Annotated in this window: 26 protein-coding genes; 19 read left to right on the forward strand and 7 right to left on the reverse strand. The window is 39.8% G+C overall.

Features of this window, described 5'->3' with window-relative positions; translation table 11 throughout:
- Nucleotides 1–136: 136 nt before the first annotated feature.
- The 5 genes from H5126_RS00260 (at nucleotide 137) to H5126_RS00280 (ending at nucleotide 5,218) form a co-directional block, all read left to right on the forward strand.
- Nucleotides 137–451 carry a pyrimidine/purine nucleoside phosphorylase gene (locus H5126_RS00260; RefSeq protein WP_182720484.1) on the forward strand — a complete coding sequence of 105 codons (315 nt, stop codon included), beginning with the start codon at nucleotides 137–139 and terminating at the stop codon, nucleotides 449–451.
- A 177-nt stretch (nucleotides 452–628) separates the two neighbouring features.
- Nucleotides 629–985, forward strand: a complete 357-nt coding sequence (gene hpf, locus H5126_RS00265) for a ribosome hibernation-promoting factor, HPF/YfiA family (RefSeq protein ID WP_007376058.1) — start codon at nucleotides 629–631, stop codon at nucleotides 983–985.
- Nucleotides 986–1,187: 202 nt separating this feature from the next.
- Nucleotides 1,188–2,363 carry an NRAMP family divalent metal transporter gene (locus H5126_RS00270; RefSeq protein ID WP_165743886.1) on the forward strand — a complete coding sequence of 392 codons (1,176 nt, stop codon included), beginning with the start codon at nucleotides 1,188–1,190 and terminating at the stop codon, nucleotides 2,361–2,363.
- 79 nt (nucleotides 2,364–2,442) lie between these two features.
- Complete coding sequence (locus tag H5126_RS00275; protein WP_182720483.1) at nucleotides 2,443–2,898, forward strand: GNAT family N-acetyltransferase; 456 nt, start codon at nucleotides 2,443–2,445, stop codon at nucleotides 2,896–2,898.
- A 214-nt stretch (nucleotides 2,899–3,112) separates the two neighbouring features.
- Nucleotides 3,113–5,218 carry a hypothetical protein gene (locus H5126_RS00280; protein ID WP_182720482.1) on the forward strand — a complete coding sequence of 702 codons (2,106 nt, stop codon included), beginning with the start codon at nucleotides 3,113–3,115 and terminating at the stop codon, nucleotides 5,216–5,218.
- Nucleotides 5,219–5,553: 335 nt separating this feature from the next.
- Here the strand turns inward: H5126_RS00280 and H5126_RS00285 are convergent, their stop codons facing one another.
- Genes H5126_RS00285 through H5126_RS00300 form a run of 4 tightly spaced genes read right to left on the reverse strand, consistent with a single transcriptional unit; the run spans nucleotide 5,554 to nucleotide 8,307 of the window.
- Nucleotides 5,554–5,976, reverse strand: a complete 423-nt coding sequence (locus tag H5126_RS00285; RefSeq protein ID WP_182720481.1) for a hypothetical protein — start codon at nucleotides 5,974–5,976, stop codon at nucleotides 5,554–5,556.
- Between the two features lies 1 nt (nucleotide 5,977).
- Nucleotides 5,978–7,165, reverse strand: coding sequence for a VWA domain-containing protein (locus H5126_RS00290; RefSeq protein WP_182720480.1), 1,188 nt, complete (start codon nucleotides 7,163–7,165; stop codon nucleotides 5,978–5,980).
- Between the two features lies 1 nt (nucleotide 7,166).
- Nucleotides 7,167–8,015, reverse strand: coding sequence for a MoxR family ATPase (locus H5126_RS00295; RefSeq protein ID WP_182712268.1), 849 nt, complete (start codon nucleotides 8,013–8,015; stop codon nucleotides 7,167–7,169).
- A 52-nt stretch (nucleotides 8,016–8,067) separates the two neighbouring features.
- Nucleotides 8,068–8,307 carry a DUF1653 domain-containing protein gene (locus H5126_RS00300; RefSeq protein WP_039486721.1) on the reverse strand — a complete coding sequence of 80 codons (240 nt, stop codon included), beginning with the start codon at nucleotides 8,305–8,307 and terminating at the stop codon, nucleotides 8,068–8,070.
- 60 nt (nucleotides 8,308–8,367) lie between these two features.
- Between H5126_RS00300 and H5126_RS00305 the strand changes: the two genes are divergently transcribed.
- From H5126_RS00305 to rpoS, 11 genes are all read left to right on the forward strand, one after another.
- Nucleotides 8,368–8,847: a DUF2947 domain-containing protein gene (locus tag H5126_RS00305; RefSeq protein WP_002958965.1), complete on the forward strand. Its 480-nt coding sequence runs from the start codon at nucleotides 8,368–8,370 to the stop codon at nucleotides 8,845–8,847.
- 75 nt (nucleotides 8,848–8,922) lie between these two features.
- A complete protein-coding gene (locus H5126_RS00310) occupies nucleotides 8,923–9,558 on the forward strand; it encodes a hypothetical protein (protein WP_002958964.1) in 636 nt (211 codons plus the stop codon).
- A 37-nt stretch (nucleotides 9,559–9,595) separates the two neighbouring features.
- Entirely contained in the window at nucleotides 9,596–9,883 is a 288-nt protein-coding gene (gene ftsB / locus H5126_RS00315; protein WP_002958963.1) for a cell division protein FtsB, read from the forward strand.
- On the forward strand, nucleotides 9,873–10,574 hold the full coding sequence (gene ispD, locus H5126_RS00320; RefSeq protein ID WP_182720479.1) for a 2-C-methyl-D-erythritol 4-phosphate cytidylyltransferase: 702 nt from the start codon (nucleotides 9,873–9,875) through the stop codon (nucleotides 10,572–10,574). The genes ftsB and ispD overlap by 11 nt, the downstream gene beginning before the upstream one ends.
- Nucleotides 10,571–11,068, forward strand: coding sequence for a 2-C-methyl-D-erythritol 2,4-cyclodiphosphate synthase (ispF, locus tag H5126_RS00325; protein WP_182720478.1), 498 nt, complete (start codon nucleotides 10,571–10,573; stop codon nucleotides 11,066–11,068). Before ispD ends, ispF begins: the two co-directional genes overlap by 4 nt.
- A complete protein-coding gene (gene truD, locus H5126_RS00330) occupies nucleotides 11,065–12,117 on the forward strand; it encodes a tRNA pseudouridine(13) synthase TruD (protein WP_182720477.1) in 1,053 nt (350 codons plus the stop codon). The genes ispF and truD overlap by 4 nt, the downstream gene beginning before the upstream one ends.
- On the forward strand, nucleotides 12,098–12,862 hold the full coding sequence (gene surE / locus H5126_RS00335; protein WP_024600608.1) for a 5'/3'-nucleotidase SurE: 765 nt from the start codon (nucleotides 12,098–12,100) through the stop codon (nucleotides 12,860–12,862). The genes truD and surE overlap by 20 nt, the downstream gene beginning before the upstream one ends.
- Nucleotides 12,852–13,490 carry a protein-L-isoaspartate(D-aspartate) O-methyltransferase gene (locus tag H5126_RS00340; protein WP_002958958.1) on the forward strand — a complete coding sequence of 213 codons (639 nt, stop codon included), beginning with the start codon at nucleotides 12,852–12,854 and terminating at the stop codon, nucleotides 13,488–13,490. The genes surE and H5126_RS00340 overlap by 11 nt, the downstream gene beginning before the upstream one ends.
- Nucleotides 13,491–13,499: 9 nt before the next feature.
- The gene (locus tag H5126_RS00345; RefSeq protein ID WP_002958957.1) at nucleotides 13,500–14,078 is read left to right on the forward strand and encodes a YqaA family protein; all 579 of its coding nucleotides are present in this window, start codon (nucleotides 13,500–13,502) and stop codon (nucleotides 14,076–14,078) included.
- Between the two features lie 41 nt (nucleotides 14,079–14,119).
- The gene (locus H5126_RS00350) at nucleotides 14,120–14,944 is read left to right on the forward strand and encodes a peptidoglycan DD-metalloendopeptidase family protein (protein WP_182720476.1); all 825 of its coding nucleotides are present in this window, start codon (nucleotides 14,120–14,122) and stop codon (nucleotides 14,942–14,944) included.
- A gap of 35 nt (nucleotides 14,945–14,979) precedes the next feature.
- Complete coding sequence (gene rpoS, locus H5126_RS00355) at nucleotides 14,980–15,954, forward strand: RNA polymerase sigma factor RpoS (RefSeq protein ID WP_002958955.1); 975 nt, start codon at nucleotides 14,980–14,982, stop codon at nucleotides 15,952–15,954.
- A gap of 91 nt (nucleotides 15,955–16,045) precedes the next feature.
- Here the strand turns inward: rpoS and mutS are convergent, their stop codons facing one another.
- Nucleotides 16,046–18,631, reverse strand: coding sequence for a DNA mismatch repair protein MutS (gene mutS / locus H5126_RS00360; RefSeq protein ID WP_182693730.1), 2,586 nt, complete (start codon nucleotides 18,629–18,631; stop codon nucleotides 16,046–16,048).
- Nucleotides 18,632–18,652: 21 nt separating this feature from the next.
- On the opposite strand from mutS, the gene H5126_RS00365 reads away from it, so the two are divergent.
- Together H5126_RS00365 and recA are read left to right on the forward strand one after the other, a co-directional pair.
- A complete protein-coding gene (locus H5126_RS00365) occupies nucleotides 18,653–19,141 on the forward strand; it encodes a CinA family protein (RefSeq protein ID WP_024597314.1) in 489 nt (162 codons plus the stop codon).
- 67 nt (nucleotides 19,142–19,208) lie between these two features.
- Nucleotides 19,209–20,252 (forward strand): recombinase RecA, encoded by a 1,044-nt coding sequence (gene recA, locus H5126_RS00370; RefSeq protein ID WP_002958952.1) that lies wholly within the window; start codon nucleotides 19,209–19,211, stop codon nucleotides 20,250–20,252.
- Between the two features lie 190 nt (nucleotides 20,253–20,442).
- Here recA and H5126_RS00375 read toward each other — a convergent pair whose 3' ends face one another.
- Nucleotides 20,443–22,566, reverse strand: coding sequence for a TonB-dependent siderophore receptor (locus H5126_RS00375; RefSeq protein WP_182720475.1), 2,124 nt, complete (start codon nucleotides 22,564–22,566; stop codon nucleotides 20,443–20,445).
- A gap of 219 nt (nucleotides 22,567–22,785) precedes the next feature.
- Nucleotides 22,786–23,952: a DcaP family trimeric outer membrane transporter gene (locus H5126_RS00380; RefSeq protein WP_024600614.1), complete on the reverse strand. Its 1,167-nt coding sequence runs from the start codon at nucleotides 23,950–23,952 to the stop codon at nucleotides 22,786–22,788.
- Nucleotides 23,953–24,395: 443 nt separating this feature from the next.
- Between H5126_RS00380 and acs the strand changes: the two genes are divergently transcribed.
- Nucleotides 24,396–26,336: an acetate--CoA ligase gene (acs, locus tag H5126_RS00385; RefSeq protein ID WP_024597311.1), complete on the forward strand. Its 1,941-nt coding sequence runs from the start codon at nucleotides 24,396–24,398 to the stop codon at nucleotides 26,334–26,336.
- The last annotated feature ends 30 nt before the right edge of the window (nucleotides 26,337–26,366 follow it).

Raw genomic sequence — 26,366 nt, forward strand, 5'->3', positions numbered from 1 at the left:
GGGTTTTTTTATGCCTTTACATGAAGCAACTTCACCTTTATCAATGCTGCTTTCCTTGCAAGAAAGTAAGCTATCAGGCAAGGTAGTGCGATAAAATTTATAAATAATAACCTTAAATTAATAGCAGGAGCTAAAAATGCCAAAGTTTGATAACGTAAGTGTAGTAAAAAAAGCCAATGTATATTTTGACGGAAAAGTGTCAAGCCGTACCGTTATTTTAGGTGATGGCGAAGCGAAAACGTTAGGCTTTATGCAACCAGGTGAGTTTGTTTTTGATACAAACCAAAAAGAATGCATGGAGCTTTTAGCTGGCCAATGGGATATTTTATTACCAGAGGCGAGTGAGTGGAAAACATTTAACGCAGGTGAATCGTTTAATGTTGATGCAAATGTAAGCTTTAAAGTAAAAGTATCTGATTTTGCTGACTACTGTTGTTCGTACACAGATTAATCAATACAGCTAGACGTCTGAAAGCCCATGTACTATGGGCTTTGCATAAACTTTGCGCAACACATGATTTAAATCACCAAAAACCGTAAATAAACCTCAAATATCTCTCTTTTTTCCTTGTGTTAATCTAAATAGCCCCCAATACTATTTATGAGGTAACAAATAAAAGGATACCCTATGAAAATTAATCTTTCTGGTCACCATGTTGAAGTTACTGACTCTATTAGAGAGCACATCAACGAAAAATTTTCAAAAATCGAGAGCCACTTTCCATCGCTTATTGCACTCGATATTATTTTGTCTAAAGAGCATCATAAAATCCAAGCTGAAATTAGCACTAATTACGAAGGCACGCGCATATCGGTAAAAGGGGAAAACGAAGTTATGTACCCAGCCATTGCAAGCGCAGCTAAAAAACTCGATGCGGCACTAAAACATCGAAAAGGGCAGATAAAAGCAAACTTACACGAAAAGCCTGTTAGCACTACACCTGAAATCGCACACGAGATCATCCAAGAGATGGATCTTAAATAAAATTTAGTCACAAAGTATTGTAAAAAAGAGCCGTATGGCTCTTTTTTATTGCCTGTAATTTAGGTAAGTTATGCGTTCTTGCAGTTTATTGATTAAAAAAATTAATAAAAGCAGCGTATAACACACATATTTTGAGAAATTAATGCACACAACAAAAGCAGTATGGAAGTCTCGACTAGGTGCGCTTGGACCTGGAATACTCATGGCAACAGCCGCTATTGGCGGTTCTCACTTAGTTGCCTCTACGCAAGCTGGGGCAATATTTGGCTGGCAATTATTTTGGCTTATCCTCGTTGTTAATGTTTTAAAGTACCCGTTTTTTCGCTTTGGTATGGAATACACACTCGCCACTAAAAATAGCCTAGTGGAGGGCTATAAAAGCAAAGGCCCGTTTTATTTTTACAGTTTTATCGGTTTAAACATTGTAGCCGCCGTAGTTAATACCGCTGGCGTATTACTACTTACTGCAAGCTTACTGCATTACGCGTTGCCCGTAGTGATAGAAGTAACACTGCTATGTTGGATATTATTAGGAGTGTGCTTAGCCATATTATTGTTAGGGCACTTTAAAGCGCTCGACAGTGTGGCCAAAGGCATAATGGGGTTATTAACGCTGGCTACCGTTATTGCGTTAGTTATCGCGTTTAGTAATGGCCCAATGGCGCCTGCTGATTATGTTGGTCCATCACCATATGAGCTTGCTATGCTGAGCTTTATGGTGGCTTTAATGGGCTGGATGCCAGCCCCTATCGAAATATCTGCATTAAGTTCTTTATGGCTAAAAGAAAAACAAGCCCAGCAAACAGTTTCTAAAAGCCAAGGCTTGTTCGATTTTAACGTAGGTTACTGGCTTACAGCTGGCTTAGCCTTGGTATTTTTTAGCTTAGGTGTATTAGTGCAGTACGGGCAGACCAGTAGTATAGAACTCGGCGGTGTCGCGTTTGCCAAGCAGCTTATTGATATGTACGCATTAACAATAGGCGAGTGGGCAAGGCCGCTTGTATCAGCAATCGCTTTTTTATGTATGTTTGGTACTACACTTACCGTGCTTGATGGTTACGCGCGTACGCTTAACGAATCCCATAAATTACTTGGCTTTGGGCAATCAAAACACAGTCTAAATATTTGGTTAATACTACAAGCACTTGCCGGTATGGCCGTTATTTTATTTTTTAAATCAGCCCTTGGCCCCATGCTTACGTTTGCAATGACACTTTCATTTGTTACAACGCCTGTATTTGCATGGCTCAACTTTAGCCTTGTGCGCTCAGAGCCTGCTATAAAGCACAGCGTGCTATTACGTAGTTTAACGTGGTTAGGTTTAGTGTATTTAGTAGGCTTTGCTGTTGCGTTTGTAGTATGGAAACTAGCAGCCTAAATAGAGCCACTTACTTTAGGGTTTTAATTAAAGCCCTAAAGCCCTCAAGCATTAAATTCTAGGATTAAACGAGGCATAAATGGATATTAGAATAGGTGAGCTTTCAAACCCACACGTTATAAAGCTACTACAAGCACACCATAACGATATGTTAAAACACTCACCCGTTGAGAGCGTACATGCACTTGATGTGAGTAAACTCACTCAGCCCGATATAACTTTTTATAGCTTATGGATTGATAATAATTTAGCGGGTGTTGGCGCTTTAAAAGCACTAAATACAACGCATGGCGAAATTAAATCAATGCGCACATCAAGCAGCTATTTACGCCAAGGCATCGCTGCTAAATTGCTCACGCATATTATTGAGCAATCAACACTGCGAGGTTATAAAAAATTAAGTTTAGAGACCGGCACCGCTGATGCGTTCTTGCCCGCACAAAAGCTCTATACTCAGTTTGGTTTTAAAGAGTGCGAGCCGTTTGGTGATTATGAGCTAGATCCGTACAGCTTGTTTATGAGTAAAGGGATCTAACTTTCATTGTAGTAAATTTGAATTAGCCTTCGAAGGGATAGTTTTCTTTTTGTATTTGTTGAGCTGATTTTACTCACTACGAAATCGTCATCTTTAGAGTTGATCGTAATAGCTATTAATTTTATTGTAAAAACCTTAAAGTTGCTACAGCAACAATGTTTATTCAGTTATAACTACTGTGATTGGTGCTTAATAAATTCAAGGGATAATATGAATGCGTAAAAATCCATATAGTGACTTGCAAGGGATGCTTAACTTAATTAAAGCATCAAAAAACCCTTTTTCTCCAATAGTTGAAGCTCTTAACAATTCTTTAGAGTCCATCTTTAAGCTTGACGAAAGCGGCGACAGGAATATAACAATTGAGCTTTACTTTAACGATCAAGATGAAAGTTCCAAACGACTTGAGTTTATTGAGATAACAGACTCTGGAGCTGGATTTAACAAAGAGTCATTTGAACGCTTTGAAAGGCTTTTGGATAGAAGTAAGGGGTTCAATAACAGGGGGTCGGGTAGACTTCAATATTTACATCGGTTTGGTGAAGTATCTGTAAAAAGTATTTACCGTCAAAATGAAGATTATTATTTAAGAGAATTTAGCAGTTGTAAAAATAATTTTATATATGACGACAGTGTATCGGAATTAATTGATAAAAATAATTTAAAAACTACAGTAACGTTGAAGCAACTAAGAAATCATAAGCAAGATAATAATGCTTATTCAAAACTTAAGTTCAGCAGTTTCGTCTCATGGGTTAAGTCGCAATTTGCTTTGAGAGCTTATCTTGAATTAACCAAAGGAAAGGTATTTCCCACGATTAATTTAAAATTTACTTACCAAGTTGCTGAAGATGAAACTTTGACTATAAAGCCTGATGATTTTCCAAAACCTACCGATAGCGGTGACTTTTATGTGAATTATCAAGAATCTTTTGACGATAATGGGGACATTGGTTGGCGCAAGCCCAAAGGCTTTAAACCTGAAAAATTTAGTTGGTGTGTGTTTAGTTTTCCTGCTGAAGATGTTGATATTCATGGTGCATTTTTATGCAGTAAAGACATTCCAGTTGAAGAGGTGAAAAACTCTGTTTTGAAAAAAAGTAATGGTCATTTAGGTCATAAAATGATTACTGCTTTTTACGGTGATTTTTTGGATAAGCCAGATAATGTTAATCATTCAGTCGATTCCTTTACTATACCTAGTAAAGCAGATGTAAAAGAGCTATCAAACTCAATTTTTGACACCGAAGCTGAGGTTTATATTGATGACATAATTGAGCAGGCTAATAAGCAGCTGAAACTCATATATAAAGAAATAGAGCTAGCTCAAGAAAGTGCAGAAAGAAAAGTTATGTTATTGGCTAAAGAGTTAGGAATCTCAAATCATATTGCTATGAGTGTTAAGAAGGTAGTTAAGTTGAGCGATAATGAAGAAATTATCACTAAAAACTTGCATATTGAAGAAGCGAAATATGTTGCAGATAAAAGTAATAAAGCCAGAAAAGTAATTGAACAATTAGAACTAATGGACCCTACAGCAGCAAACTATCAAAAGGATTTAGAGAAAAAATCAGAAGAATTATCTTCATTGATTGGTGCTCAAAATAAAGAAGAGCTTTCTAAATATGTTGTCAGAAGAGAGTTAGTTGCAAAATTACTTGATAAAATTTTAAATAATGACTTGATAGCTCAAACAAAAGATCTTTCTGAAGGGAAAAGTAGAAGAGATAAAGAGGGCTTTATCCATGATTTAGTATTTAAACGAAAATCCAACGGTAACCTAAATGATCTTTGGATTTTAGATGAAGAATTTATATATTTTGACAGTTTTTCTGATGTACCCCTGAATAAGATTCAATCTGAATCAGGGGTATTTATGCTGAAAGATATTCCAGAAGAGGAAATTAAAAAACTTCAGCTCAAGATAGCTAAACGTCCAGACATTTTTATTTTTGCAGATGAAGGGAAGTGTGTACTTGTTGAGTTTAAAGCTGCTGATATTGATTTGTCTGAACATCTACAGCAAACTGAAAAATACTGCACATTAATTGCAAATTTTAGTACTAAAAAGATCGAGAAGTTTTACTGTTATTTAATTGGTGAAGATTTCTCACCTTTTGATCTTCCTTCTGAATATGACCAAACAGTTAGTGGGACTTGGTTAAGAGAAAAAATAAAAATTATTGATAAAACAGCTATGAGAAATGTTATTGCATATGGTCAACAAGAATTAATTAAGCTATCTGACATTGCAACTAGAGCGCATAGGCGTAATAAAAGCTTCGCAGAGAAGCTTGGTATGGATACTTTTATAGATTGAGAGGTCTGATAACGCGGTAAGTCGGGTTGTTTCTAGTAAATTCTTCATTTTTGTCGGATGGCGTGGCTTCGCTACTTATTCGACCTACGTCAAAAGGTAGGTTGGTTAAGCCGAAGGCGCCACCCAACAGAGTTTCAGATACACGCCTAGAAGGTTAGCTGCAGGAACTGAACTGTCGTTAGTTCGCATCTAACTCAGCTCTTTTATCGCTCCACTGACCCCATCTAAACTAAGCGCATACATGCGATTATTCATTAGCTTTTTTATAAAGCCAATTGATTGATAGTGCAGCCAATGCTCGACGAGTTGTGAGTTTAGCCAATCTAGCCTAATTGTTACTCATTTGAGTAAACAACAATTTCGTCAGAATTTGGTAATTTATAAAATCCAACATTTTTTGATTGCTTACCCATGAAATCAATAGCATATTTCATCTCTGCAATTGTTCTTACTGTAGAAAATTTATCTTTAAAACATGCTGAGAATTCGTATGTGAAAGATGTTGACTGATCATAACCTCCCAGCTCTAAAAGGTTATACTCAGTAAAAGGATCTGGTCCTAAAATTTGATGAGAGGTAATAAAAGGCACCCTAGAGTCTTGTGATTTCCAATCATTCAAGCATTTAGCTTCAACATTGCTTGCTAATAAATAAATGCTTTTATTCTTTTTAGAGTCACTTATAAAGATAGTAATAAAAACCAAATTTATAATAAGTGATGCAAACAAAATTAATTTTAATATATTTCTATTATTCACTTTAACTCAGCTCTTTTATCGCTCTACTTATCCCATCTAAACTCAACGCATACATGCGGTTGTTCATTAGCTCTTTTATAAAGCCAATCGATTGATAGTATGGCCAGTGTTCAACGGGTTGTGGGTTGAGCCAGGCGACTTTATCAAAGTGGTTTGTGACACGTGATAACCATGCACTGCCGGGCTCTTCGTTGTAGTGTTCTACCGAGCCGCCAGGGTAGGCTATTTCATATGGGCCCATAGTGGCATCACCGACAAATATTACTTTGTAGTCGCTGGTAAATTTATTAATCAGCGTCATGGTGTCAATCACGTTTGAATGGCGGCGCGCGTTGTCTTGCCAAACGTGCTCGTATAAACAGTTATGAAAGTAGTAAAACTCTAGGTGTTTAAATTCGCTGTGGGCGGCGCTAAATAGCTCTTCGCAGGTATGAATGTAGTCATCCATTGAGCCGCCAATATCAAATAGCATCAATACTTTTACTGCATTGTGGCGCTCGGGCGCCATTTTTACATCAAGCATGCCGCCTTGTTTTGCAGTAGCGCGAATAGTCTCGTTTAAATCTAGCGTGTCGCTTGCGCCAGTGCGGGCGAACTTTCGTAACTTTTTAAGGGCGAGTTTAACTGTGCGCGAACTAATTTCTCTGTCGGTGTCGAGGTTTTTGTATTCTCGTTTATCCCACACTTTTACTGCTTGGCGGTTACGGTTGCCGTCTTGCCCTATACGCACACCTTCTGGGTTATAGCCGTATGCACCAAAAGGTGATGTGCCGCCAGTGCCCACCCATTTATTGCCGCCAGCGTGGCGTTTTTGTTGCTCTTCTAAACGCTCTTTTAGGGTTTTCATAAGCTCGTCGAGCCCGCCCATGGCTTTTAGTTGGGCTTTTTCTTCATCGCTTAGGTGTTTTTCAAACTCTTTACGTAGCCAATCTTCAGGTAGGTTGTGCTGTTGCTTTAAGCTCTCGAGCAAATCAAGGTCGGCAATACCGCTAAAGTAGTCGCTAAAGGCTTTGTCGAATCGATCAAAGTGCGTTTCGTCTTTTACCATTATGGTGCGTGCTAAATGGTAAAAGGCGTCTACGTCGGCAAATATAACGCCTTTTTTTAAGGCGTTAATTAAATCGAGTAATTCGCGCAGGCTTACAGGTAGGCGGTATTCACGCAGTTTGAAGAAAAACGCAATCAACATCTTAACGGCGGCTCATAAAGGCGAGTTTTTCGATTAGGCTTATATCTTGCTCGTTTTTAAGTAAGGCGCCAAACATTGGCATTAATCCGCCTTTTTGCGCTTTGTCGTGCAGTGTTTTAGCGTCTATGTCTTCAGCCATTAAAAGCTTTAACCAATCGAGTAATTCGCTGGTGGAAGGTTTCTTTTTAAGGCCGTTTGCTTCGCGCAGGTTAAAAAACACTTCAAGTGCTTGGCGTACTAAATCCTGTTTAACGTTAGGGTAGTGCACGTCAATAATTTGCTGCATTTCGTCGCTGCTAGGAAAATCAATATAATGAAAAAAGCAGCGGCGTAAAAATGCGTCCGGCAATTCTTTTTCGTTATTTGATGTGATGATCACAATAGGGCGCTCTTTTGCGACAATGCGCTCGTTAGTCTCATAAACATGAAACTCCATTTTATCGAGCTCAAGTAGTAAGTCGTTTGGGAACTCTATGTCGGCTTTGTCTATTTCATCAATTAAAAGCACTGGGCGTTTGCCGTTAAGCTCTGCATACGTAAATGCCTGCCAAAGCTTACCTTTAACGATGTAGTTGCCAATATTGTGTACACGCTCGTCACCTAGTTGGCTGTCGCGCAGGCGCGAAACCGCGTCGTACTCGTATAAACCTTGCTGCGCTTTAGTAGTCGATTTTATATGCCACTGAATAAGCGTGGTATCTAAGCTTTTAGCCAACTCCTCAGCCAGCATGGTTTTACCTGTGCCAGGTTCGCCTTTAATTAAAAGTGGTTTTTCGAGCATAATGGCAGCATTTACAGCTTGTTTAAGTGCGCTACTCGCTATGTAATTGTCAGTTGAATTAAATTGCACGGTGTACCCTTGTCTGGTCTGAGCAGTAAGTTATTTTGTTATAATGCCATAGTTAAGCAGCAGGTCCAATATAAGCAAAACGCTGTATGACCTCACCTTCTTTTTCAACAGTTTCTAAAAACATACTAAGTGGGCGCGCCCATATACCAAATTCACCATAAAGTGCTTGGTAAATCACAAGCTGTTCCTCGGTTTCGCTATGGGTGGCAACATGAATAACTTTATATTGCGGGCCTTTGTAGTGTTGGTATATGCCTGGTTTTAGGGAAAGTGGTTTTATTGCTGTAGTCATGTTTTGATCTCTTGTATAATTTGGCTTTGCACTTTTAATGTTAACTAATTTGCCAATACTATGAACTATATTTCTTTAGATGATTACAAAAAGGCGTGGGTTTTTCGCCACAAAGATTTACCTGTATCTGATGAAGACGCAGCAAAAATAAAGCCTATGAGCGACGAGCGCGCAGCCGTACTTTGGACAACCATGGTGAGCCGTGAGTTTGATCACCCTGATTTTTTTGAAGACACCGATTGGTGTGGTCAAGAAAAAAGCTTTAGCCAAGAAGTAGATTGGCAAGATGCGTGGGAAAATGGCGATGCGTTACCACCAGAAGCAATCTTAACGTTTTTAGATTGGGAAGCTAACACCACGGTTTATTTTTGTATGGCACGCGATAATATTATCGAAACGACGTTTGATGTATTTAAACGCAATTGGCAAAACTTTATGTTTTTAGCTGATGGCAGTTTATTGATTGGTAAAAAGCGTAATACGGTTGTGCAATTTTTAGAATCAGGTAAAGCAAAATTAGGTGAAAAGCCAAGCGCTTAAAATAGTGCGCTGCGCTTAAAAAACATTCAATACTGTGTTATAAAACATTTACCTGAATATTTTTGAGTACAGCTTTTGGTCGCTAAAAATCAGTCACTTGGTGCTCAACAGCAAGTTGAAATTTGGCAAACTGATGCACAAAAAGTGTTGTATGCACAATTGTGCAATGCGTTTTATCAGCGTGAGGTTCAGCGATTAGTTGCAGAGCCTAATGCCGATAAACTGCGCCGCCAGTTAAAAAGCCTACCTTATTATATTGAGCGAGCGGCAACGTTAGTTGCCAATGGTGACACGCCTTTTACGCTTGATGCACAAAATGGTACGTGGCTTGAAAAGCAAAAACCGACCCCACCCGATGTGAATGTTCAAGCTAATGAACTTTTTTATCAAACGTATGCCAAAGTGGGGCTTATTGTGCCCGTTATATTGCATGGCTACGATCAGGTGCGTCTTAGAATAGACAGTATCGATCAGTTAGGCGAAAATAAGCTGCATTGTAACGAGCTTGGTTGGTTTGATTTTTTAGGAAATGGGCTAGAGCAGCAAAATGCTCAGCTAATAAAGCCAAGTAAAGTGAGTTTAACCGCTGCATGTTGCGGGCATCAGTGGCAATTTTCGAAGCGTTGCATGCCACGGGTTTTATCACTACGCGAAATGCTTTTAGCGGGTAGTATTAATTGGCGCAATTTAAAGCGCCCCTTAGCGTATTAAAGTTAAGGTATTTGGAATTTAAAATAAGGAGTGTTAAATGCGTATTTTTCAAGTTGGCTTACTGTGCTTAGCACTGTTTGTACAATACAGGTTATGGTTTGGTCATAATGGTTTACAAGACTACACACGACTAAAAGGTGCAGTAACGTCGCATCATCAAACCAACGAAAAACTCATTAAACGTAATAAAGTACTTAAAGCAGATATTGAAGACTTAAAGCTTGGCCAAGAAGGCATTGAAGAGCGTGCACGCAACGAATTGGGAATGATTAAACCGGACGAAACATTTATTCGTGTTTTACCGGGCAAACAATATGACAAATAAACAGACTATTGCAGCAATTGTACCTGCTGCGGGTGTTGGCAGTAGAATGCAGCACAATGCGCCTAAGCAATATATACAATTAGCCGGTAAAACCATTTTAGAACACACCTTAGCTAAACTTTCTCAATTACCTCAATTACGCACTATTGTTGTTGCCCTTAGCGACAGCGACCCCTATTTTGACGAACTCCCACTGCTTGATAATCGCATTGTGCGAGCCAGTGGCGGAAAAGAGCGAGCCGACTCGGTGCTTAACAGCCTGCTTTTTTTAGCGCCTAACCCACCAACATGGGTGTTGGTGCACGATGCTGCGCGTCCGCTAGTTAATATTAGTGATATAGAACGTTTAATTTATGAATGTATACGCGCTGATGAAGGCGGTATTTTAGCTAGCAAAGTAAAAGACACCATAAAACGCGGCCACACTCATGCCCTACAAACTGTGCCGCGAGACGATTTATGGCAAGCACTTACCCCGCAGTTTTTTAAATATGACGAGCTTAAAAATGCACTGCAAAACGCATTAGCAAGCGGGGCTACTATTACCGATGAAGCCAGTGCAATTGAGTGGGCGGGTAAACCGGTTAAGCTTGTAGCAGGTCGTAGCGATAATATTAAAATAACCACGCCAGAGGATTTAGACCTGGCTGGGTTTTTATTACATAAACAACAAAACGAGAGTGGATTATGATACGAATTGGCCATGGTTTTGACGTACATAAATTTGGCGGCGAAGGCCCGTTAACAATTTGTGGTGAAAAAATTGATTACCCACAGGGCTTTTTAGCGCACTCAGATGGTGATGTTGCTATTCATGCATTATGCGATGCTATTTTAGGCTCACTTGCAATGGGTGATATTGGTAAGCACTTTCCCGATACAGCTAGCGAGTATGAAAATATCGATAGCCGTATTTTACTTCGCCATGTGGTGGGCTTAGCGAAAGAACAAGGTTATGTACTTGGTAATGGCGATGTGACTATTGTTGCTCAGGCACCAAAAATGTTGCCACATATTCAAGCTATGCGCGCTAATTTAGCCAGCGATTTAAATTGCTACCTTAGCCAAATTAACGTTAAAGCCACTACTACCGAAAAGCTAGGCTTTGAAGGGCGCAAAGAAGGTATTTCGAGCCATGCGGTGGTTATTATGAGTAAAGAGCTTGCGAGTACAAAAAACGCATGAGCGATTTAAATTATTTATACGGTGCGCCGCTTTCTAAAGCTGATTTTAAAACCACAGCTGAAGACTTTATGGTTGATGAAGACTTAGGTATAGAATTTACCGGCAGTGGCGAACACGTGTGTTTGCAGGTGGTTAAAAAAGGCGAAAACACGCAATACGTTGCAAAGCTAATTGCGCAGCGTGCGGGTGTTTCACCGCGAGACGTAAGCTATGCAGGCATGAAAGATCGCCACGGCGTGTGCTCACAGTGGTTTAGTGTAAAAGTACCGATTAAAAAGCCTATCGATTTTAGCGATTTAAATAGTGAGAGTATTTTTATTGTGTCGCAACAGCGCCACGACCGTAAGTTACGTACGGGCTGCCACAAAGGTAATAAATTTACTATTACGCTTCGTAACGTAACCAAGCCTCTTGATATCCTATGCCGTATTAATGCCGTGCGCGCAGGTGTGCCTAATTACTTTGGCGAGCAGCGCTTTGGTCATGGTGGTCATAACTTAGTTATGGCTGAAAAAATGTTTGCCGGTGAGCGTATTCGCGATAAAAAGTTGCGCGGTATTATTATTTCAGCAGCACGATCGCATGTATTTAATCAGTTAGTGAGCCTGCGTGTAAAAGAGCATGGTTTAGCTAAAACAATGCATCGTGAAGTATTTATGCTTAGCGGCAGCAATGCATTTTTTGAAGATGCAATTAATGACGAAAACATAGAGCGATTAGCCACTGGCGATATTATGATGTCGGCACCTATGGTGGGTAAAAGTGAAAAAGGCTTAACCGAGCAAGAAAAAGTATGGCTTGCACCTTACCAAACATGGTGTGATGGTTTAGGTGAGTTAGGCCTTAAAAATGAGCGCCGAATGCTGCGCTTAATTCCACAAAACTTAACTGTTGAAACACTTGATGAAACCACACTAAAACTAAGCTTTGGTTTGCCAAAAGGGTGTTTTGCAACCGCATTATTACGTGAGCTGGTGGATTACACTGATGCTAGCCCTCGAGAGCGCAAAGAAAAGGATAATGGCATAAATGAAGATACTGTTAAGTAACGATGATGGCGTAAATGCCAAAGGCATTGCGGTTTTATATCAGGCGCTTATACAAATTGCAGATGTAACCCTTGTTGCACCTGATCGCAACTGTAGTGGCGCGAGTAATTCTTTAACACTTATGAACCCGCTACGAGCGACTACACTCGAAAATGGTTTTATGTCAGTTAATGGCACACCCACTGATTGCGTACATTTAGGCGTAAATCAGTTAGCTGATGAAAAGCCAGATCTAGTTGTTGCAGGTATTAACCATGGTGCCAATTTAGGCGATGACACGCTTTATTCCGGTACTGTTGCCGCTGCAACTGAAGGTCGCCATTTAGGTCTGCCTGCAATTGCGGTATCGCTTTGCTCACATAATGGCGATCATTTTGAAACAGCCGCTGCAGTTACCGTCAATATTATTAAAGGCTTGGCTTCGCATCCGCTGCCTAAAGATCAAATAATAAATATTAATGTGCCAGATATTCCATTAAGTGAATTAAAAGGGGTGCAAGTAACACGTTTAGGTGCTCGTCATAAAGCCGAAACGATGACGAAACAAACCGATCCTTGGGGCCGTGATATTTATTGGTACGGATCGCTTGGCACCGAAAGCGATGCTGGTGAAGGCACCGACTTTTACGCAATCAATAATGGCTATGCCTCAGTTACGCCACTGAGTGTTGATATGACAGCTAAAGATAGCTTAAAGGCAGTAGGAGAGTGGTTAGCCGATTTGGAGATTAATCGTGCTCGCTAATTATACCCGCAGTGCAAAAGCGCTTTCTGACTTACTAAAGCGTGAAGGTGTTGAAGATACGCAAGTACTTAGTGCTATAGCTGATATTCCGCGCCATATTTTTATAGATGATGTGCTTAAACACAAAGCCTATGAAAATACAGCGCTACCTATTGGGCAAGGGCAAACAATTTCTCAGCCTTACATAGTAGCGCGCATGACAGAGCTACTTCGTTTAGCAGGTGTGCGCAATAAAGTGTTAGAAATAGGTACAGGATCTGGGTATCAAACTGCAATATTGGCCAAAACGTTTACAAAGGTTTACTCGGTAGAGCGTATTAAAACACTTCAGTGGCAGGCAAAAAGACGTTTGCAGCAACTCGATTTATATAATGTAACCATGAAGCATGGCGATGGTTGGCAAGGCTGGCAATCACAAGCGCCGTTTGATGGTATTATAGTGACTGCTGCGGCCTCTAAAGTTCCGCAAGATTTACTTGCTCAGTTGGCCGATGGTGGCGTGTTATTAGCCCCAATTGGTGAGAGCGATCAAAAATTAGTAATGGTTATCCGCAAAGGCGATAATTATAAAGAGCATGTTATTGCCCCCGTTAGATTTGTGCCGTTAGTACCTGGCGATATTGAATAGGAATTCATTTTGAAGTTGTTTACCAAGTTATACGATATGGCCCTAGTGTGGGCAAAACACCGTCATGCGGAACGTTACTTAGCTGCTATGAGCTTTGCAGAATCAGTTTTTTTCCCGATACCACCCGATGTAATGCTTGCACCTATGTCACTTGCGCAACCAAACAAAGCATGGCGATTTGCAAGCTTTGCCACAATAGCATCGGTTATTGGTGGAGTGGTTGGTTACTTACTTGGTTTTTGGCTATTTGAACCCGTTGTAGAGCCATTGATTGCACAAATGCACTGGCAAGAAAAGTTTGATATAGCACTAAACTGGTTTAAGGATTACGGTGTTTGGGTTGTGTTTTTAGCCGGTTTTTCGCCTATACCATATAAAGTATTTACGATTGGCGCAGGCGTTTTACAAATGGCATTTTTGCCATTTTTAATAGCATCAGCCATTGGGCGCGGTGCGCGATTCTTTTTAGTTTCAGCCTTAATGAAGTGGGGCGGAGCTCAAATGGAGCGAAAATTACGTCAGTATATTGAAATACTTGGTTGGGGATTAGTGGTATTAATTGCGCTAGCTTACTTTTTATTGCGTTAAGCGTTAAAAATATCAATTTTCTAATTTAGGGGAAAAATACAATGAATAAACAGTGTTTACTGTATGTAACTATATTTATTAGTATTTTTCTCTTTGGTTGCTCTTCTCGCCATGTTCCTGCACCTGTTAGTAGCTTAAATAATAATGTTAATGATTTAGGTCATACTGTTAACATTAATGGGGCTAGCTATAAAGTACAAAAAGGAGATACGCTCTACTCTATTGCCTTTAGTGCTGGGCAAGACTTTAGGGAGTTGGCAAAAAACAATTCAATTCCATCACCTTACACAATTTTCCCTGGGCAAAACATCTCCTTACTCCCTAAGCCCGAAAAAACAAAAAGGAATGGAAATTATACGAATTCGAGTAAAAAGTCTATAAAAAAATTACAAAAAAATAACAAAATTTTAAAGAAAGAGCTTGATCCCCCAAAACAACGAGAGTATGTTCAGAAACAAGCCAGTAACAAAATTAGTAATACTAAACGTTTGTCGAGCAGTAAAGTTAAGTGGTTTTGGCCTGCACAGGGCAAAATTACCAAACGCTTTTCTAATAAGGAAAACGGTTATAAAGGTTTACAGATTACTAATCGCAAAGGGGCTTCAGTCTTAGCTGCGGCACAAGGAACAGTGGTATACGCGGGTAACGCCCTTCGAGGTTATGGTAGTTTAATCATATTGAAACATAATGATGATTACCTAAGTGCTTATGCACATAACTCGAAATTACTTGTTAAAGAAAAGCAGAAAGTTAAGGCAGGACAAAAAATAGCAGAAATTGGTAATTCAGAATCTCCGGTCACCGCGCTTCGCTTTGAAATCCGCTACCGAGGGCAAGCTGTCAATCCTGCTAAATACCTACCCTAATTTTTAGGTATTGATAATTGCTCGGGAGAAGGCTTATGGCTAGCGCAGCAAAACTTGACAAACATACTACGACTGACGAAAAGTTCGATGACATCGATGTTGATGAAAGCACAGCTCTACTAGATAAAGTAGACGACGATGAAATCTTTGCTAAAGAAGAAGTAACTAAAAATCTTGACGCAACTCAACTTTATTTAGGCGAAATTGGTTTTTCTCCTTTGCTTAGTGCTGAAGAAGAAGTGTTTTTTTCTCGCAAATCACTTCGAGGGTGTGAAGCCTCACGTAAACGTATGATTGAAAGTAACTTACGTTTGGTTGTTAAAATAGCACGTCGTTACAATAATCGCGGCCTTGCTCTACTTGATTTAATTGAAGAGGGTAACTTAGGCTTAATTCGCGCAGTTGAAAAATTTGACCCTGAGCGTGGATTTAGATTCTCTACTTACGCTACATGGTGGATACGTCAAACAATTGAACGTGCCATTATGAACCAAACGCGTACCATTCGCTTACCTATTCATGTAGTTAAAGAGCTTAATGTTTATTTACGTACAGCGCGTGAGTTAACTCAAAAGCTTGACCATGAGCCAACAGCTGACGAAATTGCAGCTTGCCTAGATAGACCCGTTGAAGACGTTACTAAAATGCTACGTTTAAACGAAAGAATTGCATCAGTAGACATGCCTATTGGTGGCGAAAACGACAGTGTACTACTTGATATCATTCCTGATGAAAAAAGTGCTGGTCCTGAAGGCGAAGTACAAAATAATGATATTAATAAACATATTGTTGATTGGTTAGGTGAATTAAACCCTAAACAACGTGAAGTGTTAGCACGTCGATTTGGACTGCTTGGCTATGAGCCATCTACACTTGAAGATGTAGGTCGTGAAATAGGCTTAACACGTGAGCGAGTAAGACAAATTCAGGTAGAGGCATTACGTCGTCTAAAAGACATTTTGCAACAAGAAGGTTTAAGTACAGATAGCTTGTTTAATCAGTTTTCGTAACTAGTTAAATAGTTTAAGAGACTATGTGTGTTAAAAAGCCGAAGAGTTTATTCTTCGGCTTTTTTTATGCTTGTAAATTAGGTGATATAAATTACAGCAATGCTTTTAGTTTATATAACAAATCGTGCGCTTGGCGTGGCGATAAATTATCAGGGTCGATTGCGCTTAACTGCTCTTCAACTTCAGAAGGTGTACTTTGTGCAATTTCGTTATTAAAAGTAAAGGCTTGTTGTTCTGTATTTGGTGCAGTAACGCTTTGATGATTTTCAAGCAACTTAAGTTTTTGCTTTGCTTGTGCAATCACAGCTTTTGGCACACCTGCAAGAGCTGCTACTTGTAAACCAAAGCTTTTGCTTGCTGCACCGTCGAGAACTGTATGCATAAACGCAATCGTGTCATTATGCTCTATTGCATCAAGGTGTACGTTTACAAGGCCCGTAGTTTGCTCAGCAAGTTCTGTTAATTCAAAGTAGTGCGTAGCAAACAATGTTTTAGCAGATATTTTTGATGCTAAATGATCGGCTGTTGCATACGCAAGAGAGAGTCCATCGTAAGTACTTGTACCGCGACCAATCTCATCCATTAATACTAAAGACTGCGCAGTTGCATTATTTAAAATCGTTGCTGTTTCGGTCATTTCTACCATGAAGGTTGAACGCCCTGATGCTAAATCATCGCTTGCACCAATACGTGTAAATATGCGGTCGATATTACCAATTTTAGCGCTGTCAGCGGGTACATAACTGCCAATGTGAGCCATTAAAACAATAAGTGCCGTTTGGCGCATATAGGTTGATTTACCGCCCATGTTTGGACCGGTAATAATTAGCATTTTACGTTGGCTGTTTAATTCAACAGGGTTAGCAATAAACGGTTCTTTCATTACTTGTTCAACAACAGGGTGACGACCTTGCTTAATGCTTATATTGTCGTTATCGCACAATTCTGGTTTTGCATAATTGAGTGCGAATGCACGCTCAGCTAAATTGTTTAAAACGTCTAAATCGGCCAATGCTGCTGCCATCATTTGCAACTGCTCAATATGTGGAGCAATAAATCTAAACAGCTCCTCGTATAGTTGTTTTTCAAGCGCGAGAGCTTTTGATTGGCTACCGAGTACTTTATCCTCGTGCTCTTTAAGCTCTGGAATAATGTAGCGTTCGTTATTTTTAAGCGTTTGGCGACGAATGTAGTCGGCTGGCACTAAGTGCGCATTAGCTCTACTTACTTCAATAAAAAAGCCATGTACGCGGTTATAACCAATTTTAAGCGTACTAATGCCCGTACGTTCGCGTTCACGCAGTTCTAATTGCTCAAGTACGTCGGTTGCACCTTTGCTTAAGTTACGCCACTCATCAAGTTCACTATTGTAACCTGGAGCAATAACACCACCGTCACGAATAAGTACCGGTGGGTTTTCTATCACAGCTCGTTCTAATAACGCTTGTAAATCAGGGAGTTCAGGCGAGTGCTTGATGATACCTGCTATACGAGGATCGTTAGCGTCAGCTAACAAAGTATGCAGTGGTGCAAGTGCTTGTAGCGCACTGCGCAGGCGAGTTAAATCACGCGGGCGTGCAGTACATAAAGCTAGGCGTGCAATAACACGCTCTACATCACCAATCTCTTTTAATGATTCGTGTAATTCACCGCAAAGCTGCGCATCTAAAATAGCGCTAATTGCATTTAAACGTGAATTTAGCTCGTCTTTATTACGAATTGGTGTATGAATACGGCGCTTAAGTAAGCGAGAACCCATAGGCGTTGCTGTTTTATCAAGTACTTGAGCAAGTGTATTTTCAAACCCGCCCGATAAATTAACAGTTAATTCTAAATTTTTACGGGTAGCGGCATCTAAAATAACAGCGTGTTCGTTGTGCTCAAGCGTAATTGCACGAATATGTGGCAGTGCAATACGTTGTGTATCTTTTACGTATTGCATTAGGCAACCTGCAGCAACAAGCGCGCTATGGGCTTTATCAACACCAAAGCCAACTAAATCTTTAGTACCAAACTGATCGCATAATAAGTGCTGAGCCGTATCTAAGTCGAATTCCCACTCTGGGCGACGGCGAGCACCTTTTATATGTTCAATTAAATGAACGTTTTCAAAGCTTTCGCTATACAGAAGCTCGGCTGGTGATAGGCGCTGAATAGTTGAGCTAAAGGCTTCGTCGGTATTTACTTCGACAATATTAAAACGACCAGAGTTAATGTCTAAATAAGCAATCCCGTATAAGCCTTTTTTACTTTGCCAAACGCTGGTAAGGAGATTGTCTTGTCGTTCTTGTAAAAGCGCTTCATCAGAAATTGTACCGGGTGTAACTATACGCACTACTTTACGATCAACAGGGCCTTTACTGGTTGCAGGGTCTCCCACTTGTTCGCAGATAGCGACTGACTCACCCATTTGGACTAGACGTGCTAAGTAGTTTTCTACCGCATGGTAGGGTACGCCAGCCATAGGAATGGGATCGCCGCCAGCTTTACCACGATGAGTTTGCGAAATATCGAGTAATTGAGCGGCGCGTTTTGCATCATCAAAAAAAAGTTCGTAAAAATCGCCCATACGATAAAACAATAAAATATCGCGATGCTCTGATTTTATTTTTAGATACTGCTGCATCATAGGGGTTTGTTGTTTTATAGTGTGTGGTGCATAAAGATCAAACGACATGTATTTACCCAAAGGCTGAATATGGAATTACATCAAGAGATTAAAACACTTGCTGCGCAATTAGGCGCTATTTTAACGGATAAATGCTTATGGATCACTACTGCTGAGTCATGTACTGGTGGCGGAGTGAGTTATGCGCTTACCGATACACCTGGAAGCTCAGCTTATATCGACCGTGCATTTGTCACTTATAGTAACCAAGCAAAGCAAGATTTGCTCAATGTTAGTGCTAGTACATTAAATCAATACGGTGCTGTGAGCGAGCAAACAGTCCATGAAATGGCAGTAGGTGCTATTAAAGCAACAAACGCTAATATATCTATAGCTGTATCGGGCATTGCAGGGCCTGGCGGGGCGACAGAAGGTAAACCTGTTGGACTTGTATGGTTTGGCATACAAATTGATGACAAAGTACTGACCTTTAAACAAATATTTACTGGTGATAGGGCTCAAGTAAGACTGCAAGCTATTGTATTTGCATTAAAAAGTGTAATAGATGAGATAAAATGAAAAAATTAGCTTGATACTGTGATTTCATACAGTATACTTGTTCGCATTAGCTGGATTGGAGAACAAAATGAACGATAACAAACAAAAAGCGTTAGACGCAGCACTATCACAAATTGAACGTCAATTTGGTAAAGGCTCAATTATGAAATTGGGTGACAACAAAGCGTTAAACATTGAATCTGTATCTACAGGTTCACTAGGTATTGATATTGCCTTAGGCATAGGTGGCTTACCTATGGGACGTATTGTTGAAGTGTATGGTCCTGAGTCATCTGGTAAAACAACGCTTACTTTACAAGTTATCGCAGAAGCTCAAAAAGAAGGTAAAACATGTGCCTTTATTGATGCTGAGCATGCTCTTGATCCTGTATATGCACAAAAACTAGGTGTAAATATTGATGACCTTTTTGTATCTCAACCTGATACAGGTGAGCAAGCACTAGAAATTTGTGACATGTTAGTACGTTCAAGCGCAGTAGACGTCGTTATTATTGACTCGGTTGCTGCACTTACACCAAAAGCTGAGATTGAAGGCGACATGGGCGACTCGCACATGGGCTTACAAGCACGTTTAATGTCACAAGCATTACGTAAGCTTACTGGTAATATTAAACGTTCTAACACGTTATGTATTTTCATTAACCAAATCCGTATGAAAATTGGTGTTATGTTTGGTAACCCAGAAACAACAACGGGTGGTAATGCACTTAAGTTTTACGCATCGGTACGTATTGATATCCGTCGTATTGGTTCTGTGAAAGAAGGTGATGAAGTTGTTGGTAACGAAACCCGCGTTAAAATTGTTAAAAACAAAGTAGCGCCGCCATTTAAACAAGCTGAATTTATCATTATGTATGGCGAAGGTATTTCTAAGCAAGGCGAGTTAATTGATTTAGGTGTTAAGCATAAAATTGTTGAAAAAGCAGGTGCTTGGTACAGTTACAGTGGCAACAAGGTTGGCCAAGGTAAATCTAACTCAATTAAGTTTTTGAAAGAAAACCCAGAAATTGCAGATGAGATCGAAGGTAAGTTACGCGAAATGCTTTTACTAAAAGCAACTATTGAACCTGAAGACGGTGAAGATAAGTTAGGCGACGATCCAGACCTTTAAACTGCACCCAAATGAGTTTTTAAGCTTGATTTGACCCGAGCTTTGAAAAGCGCTAATCAGTAATGATTAGCGCTTTTTTGTTATTAAAAACTTACATCAGGTTAGATAAAATAAAAACGACACATTAAAAATGTGTCGTTTTTTTCTATTGAATTAAAAAAATCTAGAGTCTTTAATTAATCAAATATATTTATAATTGCCAGTTTACAGATAGGGCGTAGTTACGAGGTGCACCGTAGTAACCTTGTGCCCAGTACAGGCTGTGCAAATATTTTTCACCGGTGGTGTTATTTACATTGAAAGTGACTCCTACGTTATCTGTAATTTCGTAAGTGGCCATTAAATCAAGTAACCCGTATGCATCTTGGTGAGTAGTGACGCTTGCAATACCATTTGCATCTTCGACTTGAACTCGGCTAGTTGAATCCTGCCAGCGATAGTTTGCACCAAATGATAAACCATCAACTAAAGGTACTTGGTAGGTTGCGGCCACTTTAAGTTGGTTTTCAGGTGTGTAATCTTTAACTAAATCATCACCATCAATATTTAGGTTACTAAAACTTACACTTGCGCTTAAATCATCGGTTATTCGACCACTTAGTTCAACTTCAAAGCCGTTGCTGTTAATACCATCTGCTGCATAATAACGCGTATCACTAGGTAGTGAGTCGGGTAAAGCTATGGCAAGCCCTTCCTGCTTTGCATCGAAGTAAGCAAAAGTTACGAAAATTTGGTCATCAAGTAACTGTGCTTTTATACCAACTTCACTACTTTTACCTATTACGGGAGCTAATTGGTTGGCATTAATATCAAGCTCTTTTTGCGGTACAAATGTTTCTGTGTAGCTTGCATAAGCTGATAGAGACTCGTTAAAGTCGTACACCGTGCCAATATAAGGAATAACTTCAGAGTCGCTTCTTGTTTGCTCAACACCGTAAGCGTTCCCTTTTGTTTTCCAATCGGTATAACGCACACCAGCGAGCACACTTAAAGGCTCACTTAATCTAATGCGAGTAGATATGTAAGCTGATTTTTGCTCGTTAGTAATATCACTACCATTTAAGCCATCAGCAAGTGTTGCCTCTGGTACTACACCATCCCACGTTTTAAGTGATGGCATAGCTGGAAAACCATTGCCTGTAGTGTAATCGTAAAGAGACTGCTCGTTGTAATCCATTTTAGCTTGGCTAACACCAAATGATAGGTCGTGCTCTTGGCCAAATAAATCAAACTTACCACTGGCATATAAATCAAATAAGTCATGCTTATCTTCGTAATCATAACGGCTAGCATAACCTGTTAAACCAAGTTCAGTATCTTTATCAGGGGTGCCGTATACGTAGAACAACTCTGAGTCTTGTTCGTTTTCGATGTGAGCATAACGTGCTCTAGCTACCCATGTTGCCGATAAGTTTTGTTCAAGTGTTACATATACTTGCTCAGCACTGTTATCCCAGTAAGACCAGTCAGCAGCAGTGCTGGTTGATTCGTCGTAATCGGTTGCTGTTCCGTCTGTATAATAAAGAGGTAGTGCACCCCACAGCGGGCTATCTGCGTCTTTTTGTTGGTTAACATAGTTAACGCTTAATAATGTGTTGTCTGTTAATTTGCCTTCGTAGGCTAAGTAAACAATTGTTTTATCTGTTTCGTAACGATCTAAATATGAGTCAGCTTTTTGCTTTGTAAATACAGCGCGTACAGCGTGGTCTTCATTTATTGGCGTAGATACATCTAAATCTAAACGTTTTTTATTCCATGAGCCATAAGATGCTGATGCATTTGCCTGTGTTGTATAAGTTGGCTTTTTTAAAACCATGTTTACAGTTGCAGAAGGATTACCAGCGCCAGTCATTAAACCATTAGCACCGCGAACTATCTCTACACGGTCATAAATTGATGTATCAAGACTGCCTTGAATAGAGCCTGAGCTTTGTGGGATCCCTAAGCCATCAACTTGAAAGTTTGTAATTTCAAAACCACGGGCCTTAAAGTAAGTACGATCTGTTTCTATTTGCTCTACTGTTACGCCTGGCGTGCTTTCAAGTACTGAGTTTATATCGTCTAGTGAAAAGTCGTCCATTAATGCGCGTGAAACTACCGAGATTGATTGTGGTGTTTCTTTAATTGTTAAACCTAGTTTGGTAGCCGATTGCGCTTCTTCAGTAATGTAGTTTTTATGATGCTGACCATATACCGCAATTTTTTCGAGAGGTTCAGATTTTACATTTGCCTCATCAGCAAGTGCATAACCAGATAAAATTAAAGAAGTAGCAAAGCTTAGTTTAGATAAACGCAAAACTTGAGGGGACGACATAAGTTTTTCCAGTTAGTTCAAAAGAAGTGCGTAACTTAATCTAAATGATATCGATTTGCAATTGTGTTTGGTGTTTTTATCAATAATAATTCTATTTTTTTGGATTTTAGCGCCACATATAAAGATTTTAGGTACGAATTGATGAATTATATAGAACTCAATCTCGCTTATAAAAAAAGCGGCCTAGGCCGCTTTTTAAAGTAGTTAGCTTTTTAGCTATTAAAAAGAGTATTTAACAGAAAACTGTAAGCGGTCTAAATCGCCATCAACGCCGCTTTCAGTTTCACGCTCAGCATGCTTTAGCTCAGCACCAAAAGTTAGACGTTTAACCGGTGAGTATAGAATGTTAGCGCTATAGCTTTGGCTTGATTCAGTCGGATCACCAGAAATAGCTAATAAATCAGTGTTGTTATCAGCACTGAAGAATGAATATAAGAACGTTGAACGCCATTGGCTTGTCCACTTGTGCTGGTAAGCAACAAAACCAGAAGTCGAATCAATTGCATCTAGTTCATCACCATTAAGTACAGCACCGTGAGCAACGTTTAAGCCTACGTAACGGCCTAAGCCTTTACCTTGAGTAAGCATAAATTTAAGGTTGTCTTCACCAAGGTTTATTTTACCTGATGCACTAATACCAAAAGAAGTTTCATCTGCATCAACACTGCCTACTTTATAAGTAAGTTGGCGAGCAAGCGCTGCAACCACAATGTTACCCCAATCGGCTTTGTGTGTGTAACGAGCTGTAAAGTCAGGCAATGATGCATCATCAGTTACTACCATACCGCTAGTAGTAGAAATTGTACTTTCTGGGTTTTCTAATGAAAACGACCATGCGCCAGTGGTGTATTTAATTTGCGATTGACGCACAAACACAGTGCCCTCAGCAGGGCCTACAAAATCAAGCGTTTCAGCAAGCGCCCCCACGTTTTGGAAGTTAGACCATGTTTGACCAAATAACCAACCATCGTAAGTCACAAAGGCATGGCGAATACGCGGGGCGTAAGAATTTGAAACTCGCTCATTACCGCCAGCAGCCGAGGCCAAAAAGTCAATTTCAATTTTAGTATTAACGGTTTTACCGTTATCCATAACAGTGGCTGTGCCAAAGTTAAAACGTGACTCACGAGCATGCATATCAAATACAGCATCTGAGCTGTTATCATCGCCAACTGTTAACGTACTTGGTACGTAAAAGTCACGACCTACGTTTGAGCCTGCAGGAGCACCCGCTGAATAATCACTCCACATAGAGTCGAGTTTAATGTATCCACCGTAAGTAAATTCCGTATCACCAATTTTTGCGGCAGTCGCTGCATAAGCAGTGCTTGATAATGCACATAATACAGCGCTTGCTGCTAATGTTTTTAATGGGGTAAATTTCATTGTGGTGTCCTTTATAGGCTACTTGTTGTTTGTTGCTTTTTTTTTCATGTAAGGTTGTATTACTTGCTACTAGTATTACTTACGATTAAAAAAGGGTGTTAGTTTGGCTTTTCAATACACATATTGTTTTCATTCGTTAAATAAAGCTTTAGCAAGTAATACCGCAAATATCTTTATTAAAAAGTACACAAACACTTTTGAATATGTGCAATATTTACTCAATTACCTATTGGTCTATAAGACTAAGGTTTTAGAGTTGATTAGTTTGCATTTACTTACATTTAACGCGTTGTATTATTTATGTAAAAAATTGAAAGCAGGTGGATTATAAACTACAAATGAGTAAATTGGAGTAGAGTACAACTAAGGTCTAATACTTAATAAAGTACTGCTGAGTAATCCTTGATAAAAGCTTAAGGCAAGTAATTTAAATGGAGACGAAGATGTCACAAAGTATCTATCCAGTTCCTGCGCATATTAAAGATGCGACTCTCATTGATAAAAATAAATATAATACGCTTTATAAGCAATCTATTGATGACCCAGAAAGTTTTTGGCGTGAGCATGGCAAACGCCTCGATTGGTCTACTCCTTACACTAAAGTTAAAAACACCTCTTTTGATAAAGGCCACATCAGTATTAAATGGTATGAAGATGGCTATTTAAATGCGTCTTACAACTGTATTGACCGCCACTTAAAAACGAAAGCAGACAAAATTGCGCTTATTTGGGAAGGAGATGATCCTTCTCAAAGTGAGAACATTACTTATCAAAAACTTCATGACGAAGTGGCTAAATTTGCCAATGGTTTAAAAAAACTGGGTGTACAAAAAGGTGACCGCGTAGCTATTTATATGCCAATGACCCCACAAGCGGTGTATGCAATGCAAGCTTGTGCACGTATTGGTGCTATTCATTCTGTTGTATTTGGTGGTTTTTCACCATCGGCTATTGCTGATCGTATTAGAGATTCTGGTGCTAAGGTTGTTATTACTTCTGATGAGGGACGCAGAGCAGGAAATTGTGTTCCATTAAAAGCAAATGTAGATGAAGCGGTAGCGCAAGAAACTGTAACCACAATTGAACACGTTATTGTGCATCAATTAACAGGCGGTGAAGTTGATTGGAATGAGCACGATATATGGTGGCACGAGCTAGTTGCTGACTTACCGGCACAGTGTGAGCCAGAGCCAATGAATGCTGAAGATCCTTTGTTTATATTGTATACATCAGGTTCTACTGGTCAGCCTAAAGGTGTTGTACATACTACAGGTGGCTACTTAGTTTACTCATCAATGACACATGAATACGTATTTGATTTAAAAGAAGATGATGTGTATTGGTGTAGTGCCGATGTAGGTTGGATCACAGGCCACAGTTACATTGCGTACGGGCCATTAGTAAACGGTTGTACTCAGGTTTTATTTGAAGGAGTCCCCACTTATCCAACTGCAGGGCGTATGGGCGAAGTAGTTGATAAACACGGTGTTACTATTTTATATACCGCCCCTACAGCAATTAGAGCACTAATGGCTAAAGGTGATGAGCCTACAGCTTCGTCACATCGCGATAGTTTACGTATTTTAGGTTCAGTAGGTGAGCCAATAAATCCAGAAGCGTGGACATGGTATTACGAGAGTATTGGTAAATCTAATTGCCCGATTGTTGATACATGGTGGCAAACAGAAACCGGTGGCATTATGATCACACCACTTCCGGGTGCTACTGATACAAAACCAGGTTCTGCAACACATCCATTTTTTGGTATTGCGCCTGCATTATTTGATGCTGAAGGTAATACACTCGAAGGTGCCGTAGATGGTAATTTAGTTATTTTAGATAGTTGGCCATCGCAAGCTCGAACTGTTTATGGCGACCATGAACGTTTTGAACAAACTTATTTTAGCGCCTACCCAGGAGTTTACTTTACAGGCGATGGTTGTCGTCGTGATGAAGATGGTTATTACTGGATCACAGGCCGTGTGGACGATGTACTTAATGTGTCTGGGCACCGCCTTGGTACTGCCGAAATTGAAAGTGCGTTAGTTGCGCATGAAGCGGTAGCAGAAGCTGCTGTTGTAGGTTACCCCCATGATATTAAAGGCCAAGGTATTTATGTTTACATTACGCCTAACGAAGGTGTAACTGTAAGCGATGAATTAACTAAAGAGGTACGTAATTGGGTTCGTAAAGAGCTCAGCCCAATTGCATCTCCAGATATGATTCAATGGTCACCGGGTTTGCCAAAAACACGTTCAGGCAAGATTATGCGTCGTATTTTACGTAAAATCGCTGCAAATGAGCACCAACAACTCGGTGATACGTCAACGCTTGCCGATCCTTCAGTTGTCGATGAACTAATCGAGAACAGATTAAATCGTTAAATGTGCGTTAAAAACTTGATTACAAGTTGA

The organism is Pseudoalteromonas sp. SG45-3 (assembly GCF_014164075.1).
In the GTDB taxonomy this organism is placed as follows: Bacteria; Pseudomonadota; Gammaproteobacteria; order Enterobacterales; family Alteromonadaceae; genus Pseudoalteromonas; species Pseudoalteromonas distincta.